The sequence below is a fragment of the Allobosea sp. 2RAB26 genome (assembly GCF_052115465.1).
In the GTDB taxonomy this organism is placed as follows: domain Bacteria; phylum Pseudomonadota; class Alphaproteobacteria; order Rhizobiales; family Beijerinckiaceae; genus Allobosea.
The window spans coordinates 17,653-39,202 of the sequence record NZ_JBFRGS010000034.1; the positions used below are offsets into that span (position 1 = coordinate 17,653).

At 65.0% G+C, this 21,550-nt stretch carries 19 protein-coding genes and 1 pseudogene; 9 read left to right on the top strand and 11 right to left on the bottom strand.

Going from position 1 to position 21,550, the window contains the following annotated elements:
- Both AB4118_RS32610 and AB4118_RS32615 read left to right on the top strand, forming a co-directional pair.
- Window positions 1-678 (top strand): amino acid ABC transporter permease, encoded by a 678-nt coding sequence (locus tag AB4118_RS32610; RefSeq protein WP_441493651.1) that lies wholly within the window; start codon window positions 1-3, stop codon window positions 676-678.
- Window positions 675-1,463, top strand: coding sequence for an amino acid ABC transporter ATP-binding protein (locus AB4118_RS32615; RefSeq protein ID WP_441493652.1), 789 nt, complete (start codon window positions 675-677; stop codon window positions 1,461-1,463). The genes AB4118_RS32610 and AB4118_RS32615 overlap by 4 nt, the downstream gene beginning before the upstream one ends.
- Before the next feature lie 277 nt (window positions 1,464-1,740).
- Here AB4118_RS32615 and AB4118_RS32620 read toward each other — a convergent pair whose 3' ends face one another.
- From AB4118_RS32620 to AB4118_RS32635, 4 genes are all read right to left on the bottom strand, one after another.
- Window positions 1,741-2,436 carry an aspartate/glutamate racemase family protein gene (locus tag AB4118_RS32620; protein ID WP_441493653.1) on the bottom strand — a complete coding sequence of 232 codons (696 nt, stop codon included), beginning with the start codon at window positions 2,434-2,436 and terminating at the stop codon, window positions 1,741-1,743.
- Window positions 2,433-3,899 carry an MFS transporter gene (locus AB4118_RS32625; protein ID WP_441493654.1) on the bottom strand — a complete coding sequence of 489 codons (1,467 nt, stop codon included), beginning with the start codon at window positions 3,897-3,899 and terminating at the stop codon, window positions 2,433-2,435. The genes AB4118_RS32620 and AB4118_RS32625 overlap by 4 nt, the downstream gene beginning before the upstream one ends.
- Before the next feature lie 350 nt (window positions 3,900-4,249).
- Window positions 4,250-5,089, bottom strand: coding sequence for a MurR/RpiR family transcriptional regulator (locus tag AB4118_RS32630; RefSeq protein WP_441493655.1), 840 nt, complete (start codon window positions 5,087-5,089; stop codon window positions 4,250-4,252).
- Between the two features lie 201 nt (window positions 5,090-5,290).
- On the bottom strand, window positions 5,291-6,109 hold the full coding sequence (locus AB4118_RS32635) for a helix-turn-helix domain-containing protein (protein WP_441493656.1): 819 nt from the start codon (window positions 6,107-6,109) through the stop codon (window positions 5,291-5,293).
- Between the two features lie 141 nt (window positions 6,110-6,250).
- On the opposite strand from AB4118_RS32635, the gene hisD reads away from it, so the two are divergent.
- The 6 genes from hisD (at window position 6,251) to AB4118_RS32665 (ending at window position 13,554) form a co-directional block, all read left to right on the top strand.
- A complete protein-coding gene (gene hisD, locus AB4118_RS32640) occupies window positions 6,251-7,555 on the top strand; it encodes a histidinol dehydrogenase (protein ID WP_441493657.1) in 1,305 nt (434 codons plus the stop codon).
- Between the two features lie 5 nt (window positions 7,556-7,560).
- Complete coding sequence (locus AB4118_RS32645) at window positions 7,561-8,502, top strand: ABC transporter permease (protein ID WP_441493658.1); 942 nt, start codon at window positions 7,561-7,563, stop codon at window positions 8,500-8,502.
- A complete protein-coding gene (locus AB4118_RS32650) occupies window positions 8,499-9,392 on the top strand; it encodes an ABC transporter permease (protein WP_441493659.1) in 894 nt (297 codons plus the stop codon). Before AB4118_RS32645 ends, AB4118_RS32650 begins: the two co-directional genes overlap by 4 nt.
- A gap of 106 nt (window positions 9,393-9,498) precedes the next feature.
- A complete protein-coding gene (locus tag AB4118_RS32655) occupies window positions 9,499-10,992 on the top strand; it encodes a M81 family metallopeptidase (RefSeq protein WP_441493660.1) in 1,494 nt (497 codons plus the stop codon).
- On the top strand, window positions 10,985-11,962 hold the full coding sequence (locus tag AB4118_RS32660; RefSeq protein ID WP_441493661.1) for an aminotransferase class IV: 978 nt from the start codon (window positions 10,985-10,987) through the stop codon (window positions 11,960-11,962). Before AB4118_RS32655 ends, AB4118_RS32660 begins: the two co-directional genes overlap by 8 nt.
- Window positions 11,963-11,970: 8 nt before the next feature.
- A complete protein-coding gene (locus tag AB4118_RS32665; protein ID WP_441493662.1) occupies window positions 11,971-13,554 on the top strand; it encodes an ABC transporter substrate-binding protein in 1,584 nt (527 codons plus the stop codon).
- Between the two features lie 604 nt (window positions 13,555-14,158).
- Here the strand turns inward: AB4118_RS32665 and AB4118_RS32670 are convergent.
- From AB4118_RS32670 to AB4118_RS32695, 6 genes are all read right to left on the bottom strand, one after another.
- Window positions 14,159-15,037, bottom strand: coding sequence for an ABC transporter permease (locus tag AB4118_RS32670; protein ID WP_441493663.1), 879 nt, complete (start codon window positions 15,035-15,037; stop codon window positions 14,159-14,161).
- A gap of 33 nt (window positions 15,038-15,070) precedes the next feature.
- Window positions 15,071-15,991 carry an ABC transporter permease gene (locus tag AB4118_RS32675; RefSeq protein WP_441493664.1) on the bottom strand — a complete coding sequence of 307 codons (921 nt, stop codon included), beginning with the start codon at window positions 15,989-15,991 and terminating at the stop codon, window positions 15,071-15,073.
- Window positions 15,992-16,055: 64 nt separating this feature from the next.
- A complete protein-coding gene (locus AB4118_RS32680) occupies window positions 16,056-17,702 on the bottom strand; it encodes an ABC transporter substrate-binding protein (protein ID WP_441493665.1) in 1,647 nt (548 codons plus the stop codon).
- A gap of 64 nt (window positions 17,703-17,766) precedes the next feature.
- A complete protein-coding gene (locus AB4118_RS32685) occupies window positions 17,767-18,825 on the bottom strand; it encodes a D-2-hydroxyacid dehydrogenase (RefSeq protein WP_441493666.1) in 1,059 nt (352 codons plus the stop codon).
- Window positions 18,826-18,923: 98 nt separating this feature from the next.
- Window positions 18,924-19,832: a LysR substrate-binding domain-containing protein gene (locus AB4118_RS32690; protein ID WP_441493667.1), complete on the bottom strand. Its 909-nt coding sequence runs from the start codon at window positions 19,830-19,832 to the stop codon at window positions 18,924-18,926.
- A gap of 385 nt (window positions 19,833-20,217) precedes the next feature.
- Window positions 20,218-20,346, bottom strand: coding sequence for a hypothetical protein (locus tag AB4118_RS32695; protein WP_441493668.1), 129 nt, complete (start codon window positions 20,344-20,346; stop codon window positions 20,218-20,220).
- Between the two features lie 335 nt (window positions 20,347-20,681).
- Between AB4118_RS32695 and AB4118_RS32700 the strand changes: the two are divergent.
- Window positions 20,682-20,903: pseudogene (locus AB4118_RS32700) on the top strand (integrase); the annotation flags it as partial.
- 301 nt (window positions 20,904-21,204) lie between these two features.
- Here AB4118_RS32700 and AB4118_RS32705 read toward each other — a convergent pair.
- Window positions 21,205-21,360 carry a DUF1127 domain-containing protein gene (locus tag AB4118_RS32705; RefSeq protein ID WP_441493669.1) on the bottom strand — a complete coding sequence of 52 codons (156 nt, stop codon included), beginning with the start codon at window positions 21,358-21,360 and terminating at the stop codon, window positions 21,205-21,207.
- Window positions 21,361-21,550: the final 190 nt, after the last annotated feature.

Below are 21,550 nucleotides of genomic sequence, written 5' to 3' on the forward strand. Positions count from 1 at the left end.
ATGCAGCGGACTCTGACCATCCTCTACGAGTTTCGCGACGCGCTGCTCTACGGGCTCGGCATCACGATTTCCCTTTCGGTCCTGTCGATGCTGCTGGCGCTGGTCGTTGGCCTGATCGCGGCGCTGGGCATGCTCTCACGCCGTCGCTGGGTCCGCGTGCCGGCGACCTTCTATGTCGAGTTCTGCCGCAACACGCCCATTCTGGTGCAGCTCGTCTGGGTCCATTATGCCTGGCCCGAGATCTTCGGGCTGAAATTCACGGCCTTCTACAGCTCGCTCGTCGCGCTGACGCTGCAGACGAGCGGCTATCTCGCCGAGGAATATCGCGGCGGCATCGAGGGGGTCGACAAGGGACAGGTCGAGGCCGCGAAGTCGCTCGGCATGACGCATGCCCGGCTGATGGCGCGCATCGTGCTGCCGCAGGCGATCATGCGATCGGTGCCGGGCCTGCTCAACCAGTTCGTCACCTGTTTCAAGTCGACGTCGATCGTCTCCGTGATCGCGGTGCCCGATCTCATGTACCAGGCGGGCCTGATCGTCAGCGCGACGTTCCTGACCATGCCGATCTACACGATCATCGCCATGATCTATTTCGTCGTCGTCTTCGCGATCTCGCGCTCGGTTCGCTGGGCGACGCGCAAGCTGCCGACGACCGGCTATTTCGGAGCTGCGGCATGACTGAGGCCATCACGGCGGCCGGCCCCGCCATCGCTTTCCGGTCGATCAGCAAGTCCTATGGCGAGCTGCAGGTCCTGCACGACGTCAGCGCCGAGATCCCCCACGGCGCCACCGTCGCGGTTCTGGGTTCGAGCGGTTCGGGCAAGAGCACGCTGGTGCGTTGCGTCAACCGGCTCGAGGGCTTTCAGGGCGGCGAGATCACGGTCGGCGACGTCAGCCTGACGCCGCAGGGATTGGCGCGCGGCGCCCGCAAGCTGAGCGATCGGCAGGTCGCGACATTCCGCACCGGCATCGGCATGGTCTTCCAGTCCTTCAACCTGTTCCAGCACCTCACCGTGTTGAAGAACCTGATCGAGGCGCCGATCGGCGTGCTCGGCTGGAGCCGGGACAAGGCGGTCGAGCGCGCCCGCGACCTGCTCGCCAAGGTGGGACTTCCCGACAAGGAGGACGCCTATCCGGCCCGGCTCTCCGGCGGCCAGCAGCAACGTATCGCGATCGCCCGCGCGCTGATGATGGAACCCTCGATCATGCTCTTCGACGAGCCGACCTCGGCGCTCGATCCCGAGCTCACGGCGGAAGTACTGAACGTCGTGAAGGGGCTCGCGCTGGGCGGGCGCACCTCCCTGATCGTGACGCATGAACTCGCCTTCGCCCGGGACGTCGCCTCCCATGTCATGGTGCTCGACCACGGTCGGCTGACCGAGTTCGGGCCTGCGGGAGAGATTTTTCGAGCCCCGACATCGGAGCGAACCAAGCGCTTCTTCGAGAGCGGCGGGTTGACGTAAGCCCAGCGCAGGGACGCCATGGTCGATCATGGCCGCGCCTGCCCGTCCGCGATGGCGGGTCGACCGTACCGCCGGAACGTCCCATCCCCGCCGGTCGTGACAGGACTCTCGGAGCAGCTGATTTCGGTACTGTTGGCAATCCAGCGAAAAGCTGAAGCGCGCCCGTTGCGACGGGCTGCGACAGCGCCAGGCCTGGGCGGATTGTTGGCGCCCTTTTCGGGCAAGCGCACGTCCGGTGCAGCGATGTGCCGACAAGCAGTTGGCATGCCGGATCGGATTATCTGCCGACCGTTACCGCGACCATCGGGGCCTCTCGTCGCGCGCCAGGGATCTGATCGAGCAGGTATGCGACCGCGCAGGGGATCGGCGAAATGACCGGCGTCGAGAATCTCGGTTGCAAGGCGCCGGCCGCCTCGCCGAGCGGGCCGCCTCCGATGATGACGGCCTGAGCCTGGTCGGTCGCGATACAGGCTTCGACCATCTCGCCAAGCGCCTGCGTCAGTGCCGCCTTGTCGTCGGCCAGCGCTGTGGGATCGCCTGCCGTGCAGCGGATTCCGGTCAGCAGTTGCGCAAAGCCGAGCGCGGCCGCCCGCGCCGCGATGGCGTCGACCAGAAGCGGCGTCGTGGTCGCGACACCGAACGGGCGCCCGCCCTGCGACGCCACCCGCATCGAGGCCTCGCAGATGCCGACGACCGGGATCGTGACCTGGCGCCTGAGATCGTCGAGCCCGGGATCGCCGAAGGCGCTGACGACGATGCCGACGCAATCGGCGGCGTGCCGCAGGCCGATCTCGACGACCTCTTCGGCCGAGGCGAGCAGGTCGTCCTCCGTCACGATCATGGCCGGGCTGCGCTCGGCCGTGGCGACTGCCACGGCCAGCGCGTTCTTCGTCGCCCGCTGCGCGATGGCTTGCATCATCGCGCTGGTCGACTGCGAACTGTTCGGATTGATCAACAGGATATGCCGGGTCACGCTCTCGCTGCCTTCGCTGGTTGGGCAAGTGGGTCGGCAAGGGGCTCGGCCGCCGGGACATCGGTCTCGGCCGGTTGGGTAATGTCTTCCATCGACCGGCCATAGGTTTCCGGGCCCATCTGGATGCAAAGCACGAAGACCGCATACATCGCAGCCGCCAGCGAAAAGACGCCGACCATGCCGTATTTGTCGAAGAGCATGCCGGAGATGAGCGGCACGAAGGAGCCGGCGGCCGAACCGGTCGCCAGGATCAGCGCGACGCCGAAGGCACGGATCCGCGTCGGGAACAGCTCGGGAGCATAGATCCAGATCGAGGTGTTGAGCAGCAGCACGAAGAACTGGAAGATCGCACCGAACAGCAGCACCATGTAGATATTGCTGCCGAGATAGGCGATCGACACGGCTGCAATGCACGCCAGGGCGGCGCCGACGGTGAGAACCAGCTTCCGGGGCAGATAATAGCCCAGGGTCGAGGCGGCGATCGCGCCCAGCACGCTGCCGCTCTGGATGATCATGCTGTAGAGCAGGCTGCCCTGCAGCGTATACCCCATCGAGACGAAGATCAGCGGCATCAGCGTCAGCACCGAGAGCTGCGCGCCATAGCTCATCAGGATGGCGATGGCGACCGGGATCGTCCGACCGAGGAAGGGCTGGCGGAACAGCTCGCGCCAGTCGGATTTGACCGGGGCCTGCGTCGCATCGGCGGTGAGATAGGGGTGCACGACGAGGTTGCGCGGCCGCAGGCTTCCGGACGCGAGGATCGACAGGACCTTGTTGGCCTCGTCGAACCGGTTCCGGGACGCGAGGAAACGCGGCGTCTCGGGCACGTAGCGCCGATAGAACACGGCCAGCAGAGCCGGCACGGCCAAGGCGGCGAAGAGCCAGCGCCAGCTATCCTCGCCTGGAAACAGCGTAAAGATCAGCAGACCGAAGGCCGGGGCGAGGAAGTTGCCGAAGCCGCCGGCGCCAACATTGACGAGCCCCGCCGCAGTGCCCCGGAACTTGGAGGAGCAGAATTCTGAGAGCATGGTCACGGCTGTGGAGATCTCGCCGCCCACGCCGAAGCCGACGATGGCGCGCGCGATGCAGAGCGTGAAGAAGTCCGGGGCCAAGGCGCAGGCGGCCGAGCCGATCGAGAACAGCAGCAGGTTGATGGTCAGCATAACGCGGCGCCCGTAACGGTCGCCGAGAATGCCCGACATCAGCCGCCCGATCGCGGCGCTGCCGAAGGTGATGGTGTTGAGCAGGCCGATATCGGCGCCCGTCAGGCCCCAGTGCTGGCGCAGCAGCGGGCCGGCGACGCCGATGGTGTTCTGTTCGAAGCTGTCGAACAGACAGCCGATAAGGACCAGTGCCAGGATCTTCTTGTGAGCGCCGGTGACGCCGATCTTGCTGAATGCGGTTTCCAATTGACGCGACATCGGCGTCGATGCGCCTGGTGGCTGCGAGATGTCCATTGCCATGATCGTTCCCCTGATCGTTCGTGATGGTTCGCGCAGGCCTCCCGCTGTTTTTTCGGCTGGTGCGAGGCTTGCGCCGTCTGCTGCTGCCCTGGAAGTGGTCGTATGCTCCCTCTGGTTCCAAGAACGGCCCGTCTCCTTCGGGCGCCCTTGGAACAATTCGTTCATATGAAGCTATCTGAAACTACAGTTTCGTAAAGCACCATAAATGCGCAATCCCTGCCGCTTCTTGCGTCAGGGATTGCAAGGCCGTTCACAAGGGAGAGGTTCCGACTAGGGCCGCGGCTCATCGTTTAGAGCGTGCCTAGCGCGAAAAACCGTTGCCACTTTTTCGCAGCATGCTTTGGACGATCTCAGAGCTCGTCGAGCGCGTCGTTCAGCGCCTCGATATTGCGCAGGCGCGTGCGCCCCGGGGCACCGGCGATCTCGATACAGCGCATGATGAGAAGATGGCAGAGCGCCATCACTGCCGTGTGGTTGAACAGCGGTCCCGGCGCCAGAGTCTGGCAGCGGAAATGCCACTGGCTGCGCGTCTCGTAGTCGGCACTCTCATCCGTCACGAAAAGCAGCCGGGCGCCCGACCTGCCGATCTGATCGAGCAGCGCCTCGGTCTGCGAGACACGCCGGCGCAAGCCGAAGAAGATCACCACGTCGTCGGGAGAAAGGCTGGCGAGATGCTCGCCAAAGGTCTGGCCGCCGCCGGGAATGGCGACGACGTTCTCGATGACCTGCGTCAGCTGCCATTGCAGATAGGTCGCGAAGGCGAAGCTCGCCCGGAAGCCGATGACCCAGACCTTGCGCGCCGCCAAAATCGCTTCGGCCGCGCCGCTGATCTGGGTTTCCCCGATGGGCCGCAGCGTTTCCTCGAGATTGGCGATACCCTGGGAGAGATTGGCGGCGATCGATTGCTCGCCGCTCGTGTCCGTCGTGGTCAGAAACAGGCGGGAGCCGCTTTGCCGGTCGAGCCTGGCGTGCCGGCGGGCCTCCTCGTAGCTCTCATAGCCCAGCCGCTGAACGAAGCGGGAGACCGTTGCCTTCGAGACATGGGCCAGCGCCGCCAGTTCCTGGGCCGAATAGGTCGCGACCTCGCCGGGAAAGTCGCAGACGAAATCGCCGAGGCGCCGCTCGGCAGGGGATAGATCGGACAGGATGCTGCGCACGCGGTTCAGAAACGACTTTTCCTTGGAATTCATGACCGGCGCCGCAAGCATGGGAGGTAACGCAACCTCTTCCGTCATGGCTTTCATTGCAAGCAGCAGCTGGCGTAGCGAATGGGTCGTCCGACCATTCGAAGCCATGTTGAGCTCTTCAGGTGAGTTGCGCGGGGCTCCAAGCGAGGCGCTGCGGTTCAGGCCGAACTCTCAGCCCCCCGTTCCAGTCCGCACCAGCGCAGCTCAGCTCACCCGCAGCATGTCGCTGCCATCGCCGAGATAGTGCAGGACATCGCGCGGGATCGAGGGGTCGTCGGGCTGCAAGGTCGTGGCGATGGCCATGTCCGCCCTGCCGATCAGGCCGGCGCGGCGATAATGCAAGGCGGTCCTGGTCGCATAGGGCTCGCGCAGCATGGTCGCCGCGATGCCGCTGGCGATGCCGAACATGAACTTGGTCTTGCTGCGCTGAACCGGCATCAGGATCGACGTCGTCAGCTCGTTCTTCTGCACGCTCTCGAAATCGAAGAAGAAGATCCGCCCGGCCAGCGGCACCGTGAAACCGTGATATTTGAAGATGTAATCCGTCTTCCCCCGAGCTTCCGCGCTCGGAAAGCGTTCGAGATAGCAATGCTGGTAGAGGTTCTCGTTGCGGTAGATGCAGAGCAGCGAGCGGATGATCGAGCCCTTGTAGATCGATGAATACTGGTAGCGGTCATAGACCCCCGCGATATCGGGCGTCTCCCGCTTGGCGCCGAGTACGGCTGCATTCATGAAGGCGTCGAACTGGCGCGAGCCGCGCAGCCGTTCCAGCACCGGAAAATAATTGCCGTCGACGAGCATCCGGACCTCGTCCGGGTCGGCGAAGAGCACGGCGGTGCCCAGCCCGAAGAACTGCGAGATCAGCCGGATATTGCCGGGCGACGGCAGGTGCACGCCCGAGAGGTACTTGTTGAACTGCTGCCGGTTGAGCCCGATCCTCTGGCAGACCGCCGTGATCGAGCTGTGCCGCTCGCAGAGGAACCTCAGGTTCGCCGAAAATCGTTCTACCCCATCCGGTCTCATAGCCTCCCCGCCCCCCAAGCATCAGCAGCATGATGACGCGATCACTGCGTCACTTCGCGTCAGCAATCAAGCGACTGCGAAATTGTCAGCCGGCACGGCAGCGCCGAACACTTGCGCTCAGATGTGGTGTGGAAGGCAGTGATGATCAGGCGCTTGAAGACGGCGGCACGGTTTGACGATGCGGTTCAGGACAAGGCTCTCACCAAGGCGGTGGAGGAGCTTTTGGCGCAGGTCGAGACCGGCGGCGACAAGGCGGTGCGTGCGCTCGCCACCCGGTTCGACGGGCTCGACCGCGCCTCCTACAGGCTGAGCGACGCCGAAATCCGGGCCTGCGTCGATGGGCTGACGACACAGCAGCGCGACGACATCGCATTCGCCCAGGAGCAGGTCCGCAACTTCGCGCAAGCGCAGCGCGCGGCGCTCCGGGATATCGAGGTCGAGACGCTGCCGGGCGTGATCCTCGGGCACAAGAACATCCCGATCGCGAATGTCGGCTGCTATGTGCCCGGCGGCAAATATCCGCTGCTGGCATCGGCGCATATGTCGGTCGTCACGGCCAAGGTCGCGGGCTGCGAGCGCATCATCTCCTGCGCGCCGCCCTTCAATGGCGCGCCCGCCCCCTTGATCGTCGCCGCCCAGCATCTGGCCGGCGCGGATGAAATCTACTGCCTCGGCGGCGTCCAGGCGATCGCGGCGATGGCGTTCGGTACCGAGACGATCAAGCCGGTCGACATGCTGGCCGGCCCCGGCAACGCCTATGTGGCCGAGGCCAAGCGCCTGCTCTTCGGGCGGATCGGCATCGATCTCTTCGCCGGCCCGACGGAGACGCTGATCATCGCCGACGAGACAGTCGATGGCGAGATCTGCGCCACCGACCTGCTTGGACAGGCCGAGCATGGCGTCAATTCGCCGGCGATCCTGCTGACCACCTCCGAGGCGCTGGCGCGCGAGACGATGCGCGAGATCGAGCGGCTGCTCGCGATCCTGCCGACGGCAAAAATCGCCCGCCAGGCCTGGGAGGATTATGGCGAGGTCATCCTCTGCGACAGCCTGGAGGAACTCGCGGAGGAAGCCGACAGGATCGCGTCGGAACATGTGCAGGTGATGACCGCGGACCCGCAATATTTCCAGGATCGCCTGAAGAATTACGGCTCGCTCTTCCTCGGCGTGCGCACCACCGTGTCCTATGGCGACAAGGTCATCGGCACGAACCATACGCTGCCGACCAAGAAGGCGGCGCGCTATACCGGCGGGCTCTGGGTCGGGAAATTCCTGAAGACCTGCACCTATCAGCGCATCCTGACCGACGAGGCCTCGGTCCTGATCGGCGAAGCCTGCTCGCGGCTGTGCATCATGGAAGGCTTCGTCGGCCATGCCGAACAGGCCAATATCCGAGTCCGCCGCTTCGGCGGGCGCAACATCCCCTACGGCGCCGCGGCCGAATAGCCCCGATGCTCTCCTTCATCATCAGGCGCATCGTCGCGACCATCCCGGTGATGGCCTTCGTCGCCCTCTTCGTCTTCTCGCTGCTCTATATCGCGCCGGGCGATCCCGCCGCCGTGATCGCCGGCGACCAGGCCTCGCCGGCCGAGGTCGAGCGCATCCGGCAGAGCCTCGGCCTCGACCGGCCCTATCTGATCCGCTTCGGCGAATGGGCCTGGCGCGTCGTGCAGGGCGATCTCGGCACCTCGATCTTCACGTCGCGGCCGGTCACGCTGCTGATCGCGCAGCGCATCGAGCCGACGCTGTCGCTGATGGTGCTGACGCTGCTCGTCACCGTGCTGATCGCCGTGCCGATGGGCGTGCTCGCGGCCTGGAATGCGGGAAGCGTCGTCGACAAGGCGGCGATGGCCTTTGCGGTGCTGGGCTTTTCCGTGCCGGTCTTCGTCGTCGGCTATCTCCTCGCCTATGTCTTCGCGCTCAAGCTCGAATGGCTGCCGGTGCAGGGCTACACGCCGCTGGCGGAGGGTGTCTGGCCCTGGCTGCGCAACTTGATCCTGCCTGCGCTGGCGCTCGGCTTCGTCTATATCGCGCTGATCGCCCGCATCACCCGGGCGACGATGCTCGAAGTGCTGCAGCAGGATTACATCCGCACCGCCCGCTCCAAGGGCGTCAGCCATCGCAACGTCCTGTTCCTGCACGCGCTGAAGAACGCCGCCGTGCCGGTGATCACGGTCATCGGCGTCGGCATCGCGCTCCTGATCGGCGGCGCGGTCGTCACCGAGAGCGTCTTTGCCATTCCCGGTCTCGGCCGGCTGACGGTCGATGCGATCCTGCAGCGCGACTATCCGGTGATCCAGGGCGTCATCCTGATGTTCAGCTTCGTCTACGTGCTGGTGAACCTGCTGATCGACCTCGCCTACACCATCGTCGACCCGAGGATACGCTATTGACCGCGCTCACCGGCACCGAGGCGGGCGGGACCCGGCTCTTCGCGAGACCTTCGCGGCTGCAGCGTCTCCTGCGCTATCTCGGCCGGCACCCGTCCGTCGCGGTCGGCGGCGGGCTGCTTCTCGCCATGGTCGCGATCGCCGTGCTGGCGCCGCTGCTCTGGACGGTCGACCCGACCCAGATCTCGCCGGCACGGCGGACCCGGATGCCCTCGGAAGCATACTGGTTCGGCACCGACATGCTCGGGCGCGACGTCTATTCGCGTGTCGTCTATGGCGCCCGCGTCTCGCTCGTCGTCGGGTTTGCGGTCGCGGCGCTCGCCTCGCTGGCGGGCCTGGCGATCGGCGTCCTCGCCGGCTTCGTGCGCAAGGCCGATGGCGTCATCATGCGCGCCATCGACGGCATGATGTCGATCCCGCCGATCCTGCTCGCCATCGCCCTGATGGCGCTGACGCGTGGCTCGGTCGGCAATGTCGTCCTGGCGATCACGCTGGCGGAAATTCCCCGCGTTGCCAGACTCGTACGCGGCGTCGTTCTCTCGCTGCGTGAACAGCCCTATGTCGAGGCGGCCGTCGCCAGCGGCGCCAGGGCGCCGCGGATCATCATCCGGCACATCATCCCCAACACCATGGCGCCGATGCTGGTGCAAGCGACCTATATCTGCGCCAGCGCGATGATCATCGAGGCGATCCTGTCCTTCATCGGGGCCGGCATCCCGCCTGCGACGCCGTCCTGGGGCAACATCATGGCCGAAGGCCGGGCGCTCTGGCAGGTCAGGCCGCATATCGTGCTGTTTCCCGCGATCTTTCTCTCGATCACGGTCCTGGCGGTCAACCTGCTCGGCGACGGCCTGCGCGACTCGCTCGATCCGCGCATCGCCAAGAGCCTGTGAGGGAAAGCGCGTGCGGGAAGCCAAACCGCGAGGAGCGGGTCGGTAGCAGCTTCGACCCTGACCGCAAGCATTGCCGGCAATCAAACGAAAAAGGGGAAGGACGTTCATGCGCGTTGCACTGGCCAGCTTTGAATTCGAGGGCAACACGCTCTCCCAGCAGATCAACGGGCGCGACAGCTTCGCCCGAAAGGTCCTTGTCGAAGGCGAAGCCGTACTGCCTGCGATCGAGGGCCGCGACCTTGCCGTCACCGGTGCGCTCGAGGCGCTGCGCAAGGAAGGGCTCGAGGTCCTCCCCGTCCTCGTCGCCCATGGCGGTTCCGGCGGCGTCGTCGAGGGCGCCTTCTACCGCGAGACCTTCGAGACAATCGTCGCCGGCATCCTGAGAGAGCCGGTGGACGGCGTCTTCCTCGCCCTGCACGGGGCGATGATCTGCGAGGGCGAGAGCGATCCCGAGGGCGCCCTGCTCGCGGCGCTGCGCGCGGCGCTCGGCCCCGGCATCCCGATTGCCGTGAGCCTCGACCTGCACGCCCATGTCACGCCGCGCATGGCCGGGAATGCCGACATTCTCGTCGGCTACGAAACCTATCCCCATGTCGACGCCCATGGCACCGGGCGGCGTGCAGCCGAACTGCTGGCGGGCGCACTGCATGGCCGGATCCGGCCCGTGACCCGGCTCCGGCGCATCGACGCGCTCCTGCCCGTCGCCGGCGGCGCGACCCATGGCGATGCGCCGATGGCGGAGCTGCGCCAGCTCGCGCGCCAGATCGAGGCGGACGGGCGCGCGCTCGCCGCGAGCTATTTTCCGGTCCAGCCCTGGCTCGACATCGACGGTATCGGCATCGCGGGCGTCGCGGTGACCGATGCCGATCCGGCAGCTGCCACCGCCGTCGCAGGCGAGATCGTGCAGGCGATGTGGGACCGTCGCCGCGCCTTCGAGATCCCCTGCCTGTCTCCCGACGAGGCCGTCCGTGACGCCGTCGCCCGACCAGGGCGGGTGCTGATCTCGGATGCGCCGGACTGCGTCGGCGGCGGCGCGCCCGGGGACGCGCCGGCCGTGCTGGCGGCCCTGCTGCGCGCCGGGCTCGATGTGGAGGCGACCGTGCTGGTCGTCGATCCCAATGCAGCGGCAAAGGCCTTCGCGCTCGGCGTCGGCCAGCCGATCCGCGTCGCGATCGGCTCCGCGCTCGACCCGCGCTTCCATCCGCCGGTCGCGGTCGAGGCGGTGGTCGAGAGCCTGCATGACGGCCATTTCACCTATTCGGCCGGCATTAGCGCCGGCACGCCCGGCCAGATGGGGCCGACCGCGGTGCTCCGGGCCGGCCGGCTCCGCATCGTCGTGCCGACCCACGCGACCTACGAATACGCGGACGAGCAATACCGGGCTGCGGGCATCGACATCGGCGACTGCAAGATCGTGGTTTTCAAGAACCCGATGAATTTTCGCACCCTGCTCGATGCCGGGACCTCCTGGGTCATGGTCGGCGGCGCGGGCCCGACGAACCCGAACCTCGCCAGCATCGACTGGCACGTCAAGCAGCGCCCGTTCTGGCCCTGCGACGACCAGGCGCAACCCGTTTTCATGGAGATGAGCCGTGACTGACCCCCTGCTTTCCTGGCCGGCGCCGACGCGCAGCCGCAACCGCCCGCCGATCGAGCCGCGCTTCGCCGAAGGCACGGCCTGGATCGACGGCAGGATCGTGCCGGTGGCGGAAGCCACCCTGCCGCTGCTCGACTGGGGCTTTCTGCGCTCGGATGCCTGCCAGGAGACGATCTCGGCCTGGGACGGGCTGCTGTTTCGCCTCGACGACCATCTCGATCGGTTCTGGCGCTCGCTGGAGCGCCTGCGCATGACCTCGCCGCTCAGCCGCGAGGAGATCCACAGCGCGGTCCACGCCCTGATCGCGACCGCCGGCTTCGACAACGCCTATGTGCAGATCATCATGACGCGCGGCCGGCCGCCGATCGGCAGCCGCGACATCCGGCTCTGCACCCAGCGTTTCCAGGCCTTCTGCATCCCCTATGTCTGGATCGCGACGCCCGAGGTGCAGCAGCGCGGCCTGCATCTCCATGTCGGCAGCCGGCATCGCGTGCCGGCGAACTCCGTCGACCCGATGGTCAAGCACTACCACTGGCTCGATTTCGAGCTCGGCCTGCTCGAGGCCTTCGACCATGGCGCAGAGACCGTCGTGCTGACCGACGGCCAGGGCCATGTCCTGGAAGGCCCGGGCTTCAATATCTTCATCCGCAGGGGCGAGACGCTGCTGACCCCGCGCAGCGGCATGCTCGACGGCATGACACGGCGCACCGTGATGGAGCTTTGCGCCGATCTCGGCATGGCGGTCGAGGCGACCGACGTTCCCGTAACAGCGCTGCTCGAGGCCGACGAGATCTTCCTGACGACGACCGCCGGCGGCGTGCTGCCGGTCACCTCGGTCGGCACCAGGGCCATCCGCAACGGACCGGGCCCGTTCACCGCCCGGATCCACGCCGCCTACTGGCAACGCCGCGCCGATGGCTGGCTCGGTGAACCCGTCGACTACGTCGTCCCCGCCCCTTCTGCCTCGGAGTAGGACCTGCCATGTTCAACAGACGTCAGTTCATCGCCGCAGCCGGCGCCGCCACGCTTGCCCGCCCGGCCATCGCCCAAGGCACGGCGGCGCGCACGCTGAAATTCATCCCGGAAACCAACCTCGCCATCCTCGACCCGATCGTGACCACGGCGGCGGTCTCGACCACGCATGGCTATTGCGTGTTCGACAATCTCTTTGCCGTCGACGACCAGTTGCGGCCGCAGCCGCAGATGGCGGCCGGCGCCACGGTCTCCGACGATGGCAGGACCTACGAGATCACGCTGCGCGACGGCCTGAAATTCCATGACGGCGAGCCGGTGCGGGCGCGCGACTGCGTCGCCAGCCTGAAGCGCTGGAGCATGCGCGACAGTTTTGGCCAGGCGCTCGGCGCGGTCGTCGACGACTGGCAATCGGTCGATGACAAGACGATCCGCGTGCGGCTGAAGCGGCCCTTCCCGCAATTCCTGCGCGCGCTCGGCAAGCCGCACTCGTCCGCTGCCTTCATCATGCCGGAACGGATCGCCAGTTCCGACCCGATGGCGCCGGTCAAGGAGATGGTGGGGTCGGGGCCGTTCCGCTTCGTCGCTAACGAGTTCGTGCCAGGCTCGCGGATGGTCTACGAGAAATTCGAGGGCTATGTGCCGCGCCAGGAGCCGGCCAACTGGACGTCGGGCGGCAAGCGCGTGAATTTCGACCGCGTCGAATGGCATGTCATCACCGACCCGGCGACGGCGGGCGGCGCCCTGCAGCGCGGCGAAGTCGACTGGTGGGAACGCCCGCTGCCCGACCTGATGTCGACGCTGACCGCAAACAAGGAGATCGCCACCAGCACGCTCGATCCTTACGGGCTGATCCTCGGGATGCGGTTCAACCATCAGCAGGCGCCGTTCAACAATCCGGCGCTGCGGCGGGCCATTCTCTCGGCCGTGACGCAGGACGACTACATGCAGACGGTGATGGCCGGCGATACCGGCAGCTTCCGCACCTGCCAGGCGATGTTCCCCTGCGGGTTGCCGGGGGTGAAGGAACTGGGCGCCGAGATCATGAAGCAGCCGCCCGATCTGAAGGCGGCCAGAGCCGCGATCGCGGCCTCCGGCTACAAGGGCGAGAAGATCGTCATGCTTCACGCCGCCGATCATCCGCTGATCGCGCCGCTCGGCGACATCACGGCCGATCTGCTGAAGAAGCTCGGCCTGAATGTCGACGTGCAGACGATGGACTGGGGCACAGTCGTGCAGCGGCGTACCTCCAAGGAGCCGGTGGAGCGCGGCGGCTGGAGCATTTTTCACACGAACTGGCCGGGCTCCTCCGTCACCAACCCGGCGGAGAACCTCTATATCCGCGGCGCCGGCGCGTCCGGCTGGTTCGGCTGGCATGACAGCCCGGAGATGGAGACGCTGACCGCGCAATGGCTGGCCAGCACCGACGAGGCCCAGGCGCAAAAGCTGCTGGACGATGTGCAGCGCAGCGCGCTCACCACCGTGCCGGTCGCGCCGCTCGGCCAGATCATCCCCAAGACCGCCTATCGCCGCAACCTGCAGGGCATCCTGACGGCCTCCTCCCCCCTGTTCTGGAACGTCCGCCGGGTCTGACATCCGGTCCGCAGCCACAGCAAACCCGCCGGAGCGATCCGGCGGGTTTTGGCATCAGGTCCGGCTGGGGCTGGTCAGGCCGCGCTTCACCCTGTCCGCTCGGCGCCAGCACCGGCTGGATCTGCTCGACGCGCAGTCCCAACCCATTTGAGACCCATGGAGATCGGCGTCGGGTGGTCGGAGTTGGCCCTTTCCCGACATCCAGGGAGTCTGCTTACGGGCTGCCCGGTTGGCGCGCCGGCCGATGGTCAAAAGTGGCCCAGCCTCTACCTTCGGAATGTCTGCAATTGGGTAAGGCCGGCGTGCCTGGAATCGATGAGGAGAGTGCTGGCAGGTTGTCGCAGGATGCCTCAGCGCTGCAGGCAGCGGCCGCCCGGTGTTCGGTCTTGCCAGACTGCGCGACCTGCCCGACCTGGAAGGGCTCGAGGATGCGGGCCTGCTCTCGAAGGATATGCTCCTAGCCGAAGAAATTTCGACGAGCGGCTCTGACGACAGGGAGGGCGACGCAGAACGCGACGACTTCTCTCTTGATGACTGGAATTCAGCGGGTGGAACTGACGGCGTCACGAATTGGACGCGCAAATCCTTGCCTCGAGAAGCGCGGTCATGGCTTCTGGCCCTGGCGTCGGCGTAGCATCGCCAGCGGCAGAAGGCGGCGGCTGCGCAGCTTCGGATCAAGCGCCTCGTTGAGGCTGTCGCCGACAAGGTTCGCAGCGAGCACGAAGAGGGATAGCGCGAGCGCGGGACCGATAATCAGATAGGGTGCGCGAGTGAGGAAGCCCTTCGCCTCGTTCAGCATCTGCCCCCATTCCGGCATCGGCGGCTGCACGCCGAGGCCGAGATAGCTAAGCGAGGACGCGCCGATCACGAATCCGGGAAGCGTGATGGTCGCCTTGACGATCACCGGAGCGGAAATGTTGTGCAGCACGTGTCGAACCAGGATGTCGGACCAGCTTGCGCCAGCGGCGATCGCCGCCTCGATATAGAGTTCCTGTCGGACAGAGAGAGCGGCGCTGCGCGCGATGCGGATGAAGTTCGGGAGCTGCGACAGTCCAAGCGCGATCACCACGCCCCTTTCCGACGGACCAACCACGACCACGATCACGATGGCGATCATGATCGTCGGAAAGATCAGCATCATGTCGGTCAGGCGCATCACGATCGCGTCGGCGAGACCTCCGCTATAGCCGACGACCATGCCGATCGGCACGCCGAGCAGCAACGAGAACAGCAGCGCAGCCGTCGTGATCTGCAAAGTCACGCGCGTCGCAAGGATCACGCGTGCCAGCGTGTCCCGCCCGAACTGGTCCGTTCCGAACCAATGACTGGCGGATGGCGGCAACAGCCCCGCCGTCAGGTTGGTTTCCAGCGGGTCGGACGGAACGATCCACGGCGCGAGAATCGCGACGAGGTAGAACAGGGCCAGGATCACGCCGAAGAAAAGGCCGACGCGATCGCGGGCATAGTGCCTGAACAGATTCATGTGCCACGTGCCCGGTGCGGCGAGGCTGTCCGATCAATCATGGGCTAGCCTCGGATCCGCCCAGCGGTAGAGCAGGTCGACGATCAGATTCACCAGCACGAACATCATCGCGAAGACGAAGATGCAGCCCTGGGTCAGTGGAAGATCGCGCGTGAGGATCGAATCGACCATGAGCCGGCCAAGGCCGGGCCAATTGAAGATCGATTCTGCGACTGCGGCGCCGCCGAGCATGCTGCCGAGGCCAAGGCCGAAAAAGGTGATGATCGGCAGCAATGCATTGCGCAGTGCATGCTTGAAGACGATCGTGCGCTCGGGGACGCCTTTGGAGCGCGCGGTCACGATGAAATCGCGCTGCAATGCATCGATCATGCAGGCGCGGACCATGCGCGTGAAGCCCGCCGCTTGCGCAAAACCAAGCGTCAACACCGGCATGACGTAGTGACGCCAGGTGGTCATGCCGCCGATCGGCAGCCAGCGCAGATAGACCCCGAAAAAATAGATCGCGACGATCCCCGACACGAAGATCGGCGTACAGATGCCGATGAGCGAGACGAGCGACACGCCTCTGTCGATCGGCCGGCTCCAGTACATGGCGGAGAGCGAGCCGAGGACGAGGCTGATCGTCGTCGCGAAAAGCATCGCCCAGGCAGCCAGGAGAGCAGTGTTCAACAGGCGCGGACCGACGATCGCGAGCACAGGCTGACGCGAGAAGTTCGAAACGCCGAAATCTCCCGTCAGCACCTTGCCCATGTAGGCCACATATTGCGCGCCAAGCGGTTGATCGAGCCCGTAGGCCGTGCGGATGCTCGCGACCAGCTCTTCCGGCGCGCTGTCGCCGGCGATCAAGCGCGCGGGATCGCCGGGGATCGCATGGAACAAGCAAAACAGAAACGTCAACAAAAGGAGCCCGGCAACGATCATGAAGACCAGTCGGCTGGCGATCATCTTCATCATGCGCAGTCAGGCTCCCGGCACGCCGCCGGCGCGAGCATTGGAGGAAGAGCGGCTTTCATGAGCGTCAGCGGTTGATCCCCTGGCGCTTGCGCTCGGCTTGATCGATCCAGGCGAAGGTCCCGTCATACACATTCGACGGCAGATAGACGCCACCATGCACATAGCTGCGCGTCGCGTCGGTCAGGTTGAGCGTCGGCAGGTAGATGACCGGCGCGAGCTTCAGAAGTTCGGCCATCCATTGCCGCACAATTTCGGCGCGCTTCGCGGGATCGCTCTCCACATGCGCCGCCTCCGCCAGCCTGTCCGTCTCCGGATTGGAGAAGAACATGCGATTGGCGCCGGCCGGCTTCCACGCCTTTGTATGCGTCATATACATCATCGGCTCGTCTGGATCGGCCGTCGGCACGGTCCAGGACAATACGGCGAGATCGTATTTCGCATCCTTCGGACCGACAGAGAGCGCAGCGCTGAACGTCGCACTCTCCAGGATCGTGAGCTCGGTCTTGACGCCAAGCTTCTCGAGGAACGTCTTCACGAGCTGCGCGATTTCGTAGTCGCCCGTTCCAGCCTTCCGGCCATAAAGCTTGAGCGACAGCGTCTTGCCCTGTGCGTCCTCGACGAAGCCGTCGCCATTTCGATCCTCGTATCCGGCCTCCTTCAGCATCGCCCGCGCCCTGGCGAGATCAAACGGGAAGATCGTGTCCTTGCCGGGCTCGCGCATATCGGCGAAGCCGAACACGCCGGGCGATAATGTCGGAGCCTGCGATAACGTGGCACCGGTGCCTGCGAAAACGGACTGCACGATGCCGGCCTTGTCGACGGCGATGTTGAGCGCCTGCCGCACCTTGGGATCGTCGAGCGGCTTCACCAGATTGTTGATGACGACATAATGCTGCTGCAGGCTCGGCATGGTCCGTAGCGCGATGCTCTTGTCCTTGGCCAGCCGCTGAATGTCGAAATTCGGAATGCCCGGGGCGCGGTCGATCTCGCCGCTCTCCAGCATCGCGAGGCGCGTCGTCACATCCGGTACGAAGAGGATGCGGATGCTGTCGAGATAAGGTTTGCCCTTCTGCCAGTACTTGTCGTTCTTCTTGAAGAGCGCGTATTCGCCCTTCGCATATCCGGTGTTGATGAAGGGGCCTGTGCCGATGATGTTGCTGCCGAGGCCCTCCTCCCCCTTGGCCTTGTAGGCAGTCGGGCTAAAGATGCACATCGTGCGGTAAGCGAGATTGGGAATAAGCGCTGCCGACGGCGCCGACATCTGGAACGACACCTGACCGTCATTGTCGGCGACGACTTTCTGCAATCCCTCGAGCAGGCTGACATAAAGGAATTTCTTAGCGAGTGCTTCGTTGAAGACGAAGGCGACCGCCTCGGCGTTAAACGGTGTGCCGTCGTGGAACTGCACGCCCGGCCGCAGCTTGAACGTCACGGTCTTCTTGTCTTCGGACGTTGTCCAGCTCTCAGCCAGCACTGGCTTGATCTGACGATCGGCTGTCAGCTCGACCAGCGTCTCGCAGGCGTTCAAGTAAACGTCCATGCCGCCGGCGTCCGTGTTGCGGCCGGGGAACATCGTCTTGTCGAGCTGTCCAGCGAGCACGAGTTCGCCGCCATATTGCGGCTTGGCCTCCTGCGCGGCGGCAGGCACCGACAGCGCGGCGCCCAGGGCGATCGACGCAGCAAGCAGGCTTTTGCACCGGGCTTTCATCATGCTCTCCTCCCTCGTTCCTCTTCGCCGCATCCTGCGCGCGCCGTTGGCCGCGGCAGGTTTTGGCTCAATACATGCGCGCCTTGTCGAGCACGTTGATCATCTTCTCCGTCTGGCCGGCGACGTAGTGGCCGAGATTCTCGATGAAGATGTCGACGATCTTGCCGTTCTCGCTCGGCGCGGTGCTGGCCGAGTGCGGGGATATCAGCACGTTCGGCATCGACCAGAGCGGCGATCCCGGCGGAAGCGGTTCGACCGCGGCGACGTCCAGGCCGGCGAACGCGATCCGCCCGCTCGACAACGCCGCGATCAGCGCCGCCTCATCGACAACCTGGCCGCGCGCGATGTTGATCAGAACGGCGCCGGGTTTCATCGCGGCGAACGCCATGCGATCGAGCATGCGTTCGGTCTGCGGCGTATGCGGCGTGCAGAGAACGACATAGTCCGCGCTGGCGAGCGCCTTGTGCAGGTCCGGCTGGCCGTAGATATCCGTCGTGAACAATTCGGCGCTCCGCGCTGGCGACGGATTGTTGACGACCGCTGTCACCGACATGTCGAACGCACGCGCGAGTGCGGCGATGCGGGCGCCGACCTTACCGGCGCCGACGATCGCAACCGTCTTGCCGGAGAGCTCTCCGCCGCAATAGCGCTCCCAGCGATGTGCTTGCTGATCGCGCTGCAGGCGCGGCAGATCCTTCACATGGCCAAGCATCACGAGAAATGCGAACTCCGCCAGCGCGTCAGCATGGACGCCGCGAGCCGTGGTCACGATCAGGTCGGTCGGCGCAAGCCCGAAGCTATGGACTTGCTGTCCCACCCCCGAGCTGGTCGTCTGCACCCAGCGCACGTTCGGCGCGAGCGCAAGGCCTCGCTCATCCTCCGCGCCGGTTGGAAAATCCCAGAGGATCGTCGCGCGTCCGAGCGCCTCACGCCAGCGGCGCTCCTGCGCCCCGGTACGCCGGAAGCTGTCGCGTCCCTTGTGATCGCCGACATAGCGCGTCATTGGCAGCAGATCGGGCGCGAAGATGATGTCGACGCCGGCGGGTGCCGCCGCGCGCATGCGCTCGACATGCTCGCTCTCCAGCGGCGAGGTGATGAACGCGATATGCGCGGGCGACGACGTCATGGCGCGCGGACTTTGGTTGATGGCATGCGGCGACCCCGGCGCGCCGGTCTGATTGTCGGACAGATCCAGGCGGCGGACATGACTATCATGAGAATTTTTCACATTTCAAGAGGACGCCCTTCTGCCGTTAGGGCTGCCAGCTCGCCCTGAAGCCAGCGCCGGAAGGCGAGGATTTTCGGTTCGGACCGGCGCAGCGGGCTGCACATGAAGAAGTAGCCTTGCTCGCGGCGCAGGATATGGGGTGACGCGATAACGAGGTCGCCGTTCTCCAACTCCCGCCGAATCAGGAACCGCGGCAGCAGGGCAAAGCCGATGCCGACCACGGCCGCCTCGATCACCATGAAGAAATGCTCGAAGCCGAGGCCAGCAGGCGTGGGCGTCGGCAGATGAAGGTTCTCGAACCATTCAGGCCAGGCCTCGATCCGGGTAGTGTGGCGAATGAGCTGTTCGGGGCGAAGCGCCCCGGGATCGATCGCCGTGCGGCCCTCGAGCAGCCGCGGCGCGCAGACAATCACCAGTTCTTCGTCCAGTATCCGATAGGTTTTGACGCCCGGCCAGTCGCCATTTCCATAGCGGATGCCGACATCAACGGCGTCGAGGGCGAAATCGATCGCCTGCTCACCGACGACGATGTCGACCTGCATGTCCGGATGCTGCGCCTTGAATGCCGGCAGGCGCGGAATCAGGAAGCGCAGCGCGAAGGTCGGCAGCACGTTGATGGTCAATCCGTATGCGTTCTGATCTTGGCGAAGGCGCGCGAGCAGCGTCCGCATCCGATCGAATGAGTGGCGCAACTCGACGAAGATCGCTTCGCCGCTCGACGTCAGCTGGATTGACGGCTTGGTGCGCAGGAACAGCGGAAAGCCAAGTTCCGCCTGCAGCAAGGACAAGGCGCGGCTGACGGCGCTTTGCGTGACGCCGAGTTCCGATGCCGCGCGTGTCATACTGCCGAGACGCGCCGTCGCCTCGAAGCTGCGCAGACCGTTCAGGGATGGGAAGTCAGGCATCTGACTCCATTGACATGATATTTAATCATGTCAATGGAGTCGTTCTCATAAGGCGCGTGCGACTCAAGCCTCCAGCAGGCATTGTCACGGCGTAGCGGAATTGTTGCGCCTCGATCGGGTTGGTCGGTTCCAGCATGAGTGCGCGTCATCGGCACGTAACCGCTGTACGCCGCTTACTCACGGCTTCGGTCAGAACTCCGGCCAGCGCACTCGTACGTGTGCTTCTGGGCAACTCGCCAATGTCTGCAAATGGCGCGGGCCGGAACTCGGCGCTTCTGACGCCGAACGACCGAGACGTGTGGAAATCAGAGTTCGCCAAGCGGCGAGGCGCTGCCTTTGGACTGTTTCTACGCCTAAGCGGGCGCCTTAGCCCGGGACGAAGCGGTTAAGCTTCTGCCTCTCCGGGGCTGATGCACTCTTTAATCGCCTGGGAAAAGGCGATGATCGTTGCCTCTCGGTCTTCGGCGCACATAGCTCGGAACAGATTCAGGAAGTCATCGGTGCCGATCTGCATCGGCCGCCGCCCTGTAGAGGCGCCCTCCAAAGCTGGCTGCGTTCACTCATGGTAGTTCCTCGATTTCTATCGGTCGGAAGCCCTGAGCCTGCGCGAGCACGGCCAACGCTCTTCTGTAGCTGGGCGCCTTTTACGTCGCTGCAGCCAGAACATCCACGGCTGCCGCGCTCCGGCATCAACAGTGAAGCCCGCCCAGCGGAACGTCCGCTTTGCGGCTGGRTCTCAACCTGGCGCTTCTCGTACGCAGCTAGTCGCGCATAACGGAATGGCTCGAAGCAGCGCAGCCACATCATTGGTAGGATAGTTGCGGATGCGGCGCCCCAAGGGGAATTGCCATGCATGTCGAAACTCAAAGCCAACGGCAGCGGCAGGTTTGGAACACCGGTCGCATTATTGGACCCAGGCCGCCTCTGAAGCCGAGACACATTTGGGCCAYCCGCACCCGGCTCCAGCATGASGGCCGGATCCGCGATTTGGCGATGTTCAATCTCGCAATCGATAGCAAACTGCGCGGATGCGATCTCGTTCGCCTCCGCGTGGCTGATGTCGTGCTTGGGGGCCTTCGAGCCTGGCATCCTCCCGCTTCGTTCGCCCATTGGAAAGCTTGCCCCAATCAGGATTTCGTGGCGGCGAGGTCGCCCCCGATGACAAGGAGGGGTTGAGCTCGGGCTTTCACGGCTCGGACGAGTTCGCAGCCGGATTCCGGCTCAAGTGAAAGCAGCCCTGAAATGCAAAATGCCCGCCGTGAGGCGGGCATTCGCTCTTCGACCGAAGCTCAAGGGGAGGGAATCATGAGCCCCRGGAGAAACTACCTGGAACGCGCTGCGCCCGGTGACGCGGCGGTTCTATTCAGTGACTTCAGGCCGCAGCGTGCGAGCGGGCGATGAAGGGGATCTCCGAGCGTGACAGSCCAAGATCGKCGAGCTCACGGTTGGTCAGACGCGACAGCTCGCGAACCGTCTCGCGATAGCGCAGGAAGGCGCGGATTTTGGCGGCAATCATGGTGACGAACATGGTGTGTTTCCTTAGCGCATATTCCGGACCGGGGCGGTGCCCACAGCGACAATTTCGTTGTGCACTGCACATAAGCCGATCGGCCCGCCGCAATTAGGGGCTTTACTTCAGCTCCGATATGCATCCAGAGCATGCATCATTTGTTAATCAGTAGTTTTCTGGTCTCATCATGCGTTGAGCGCAGTCATCG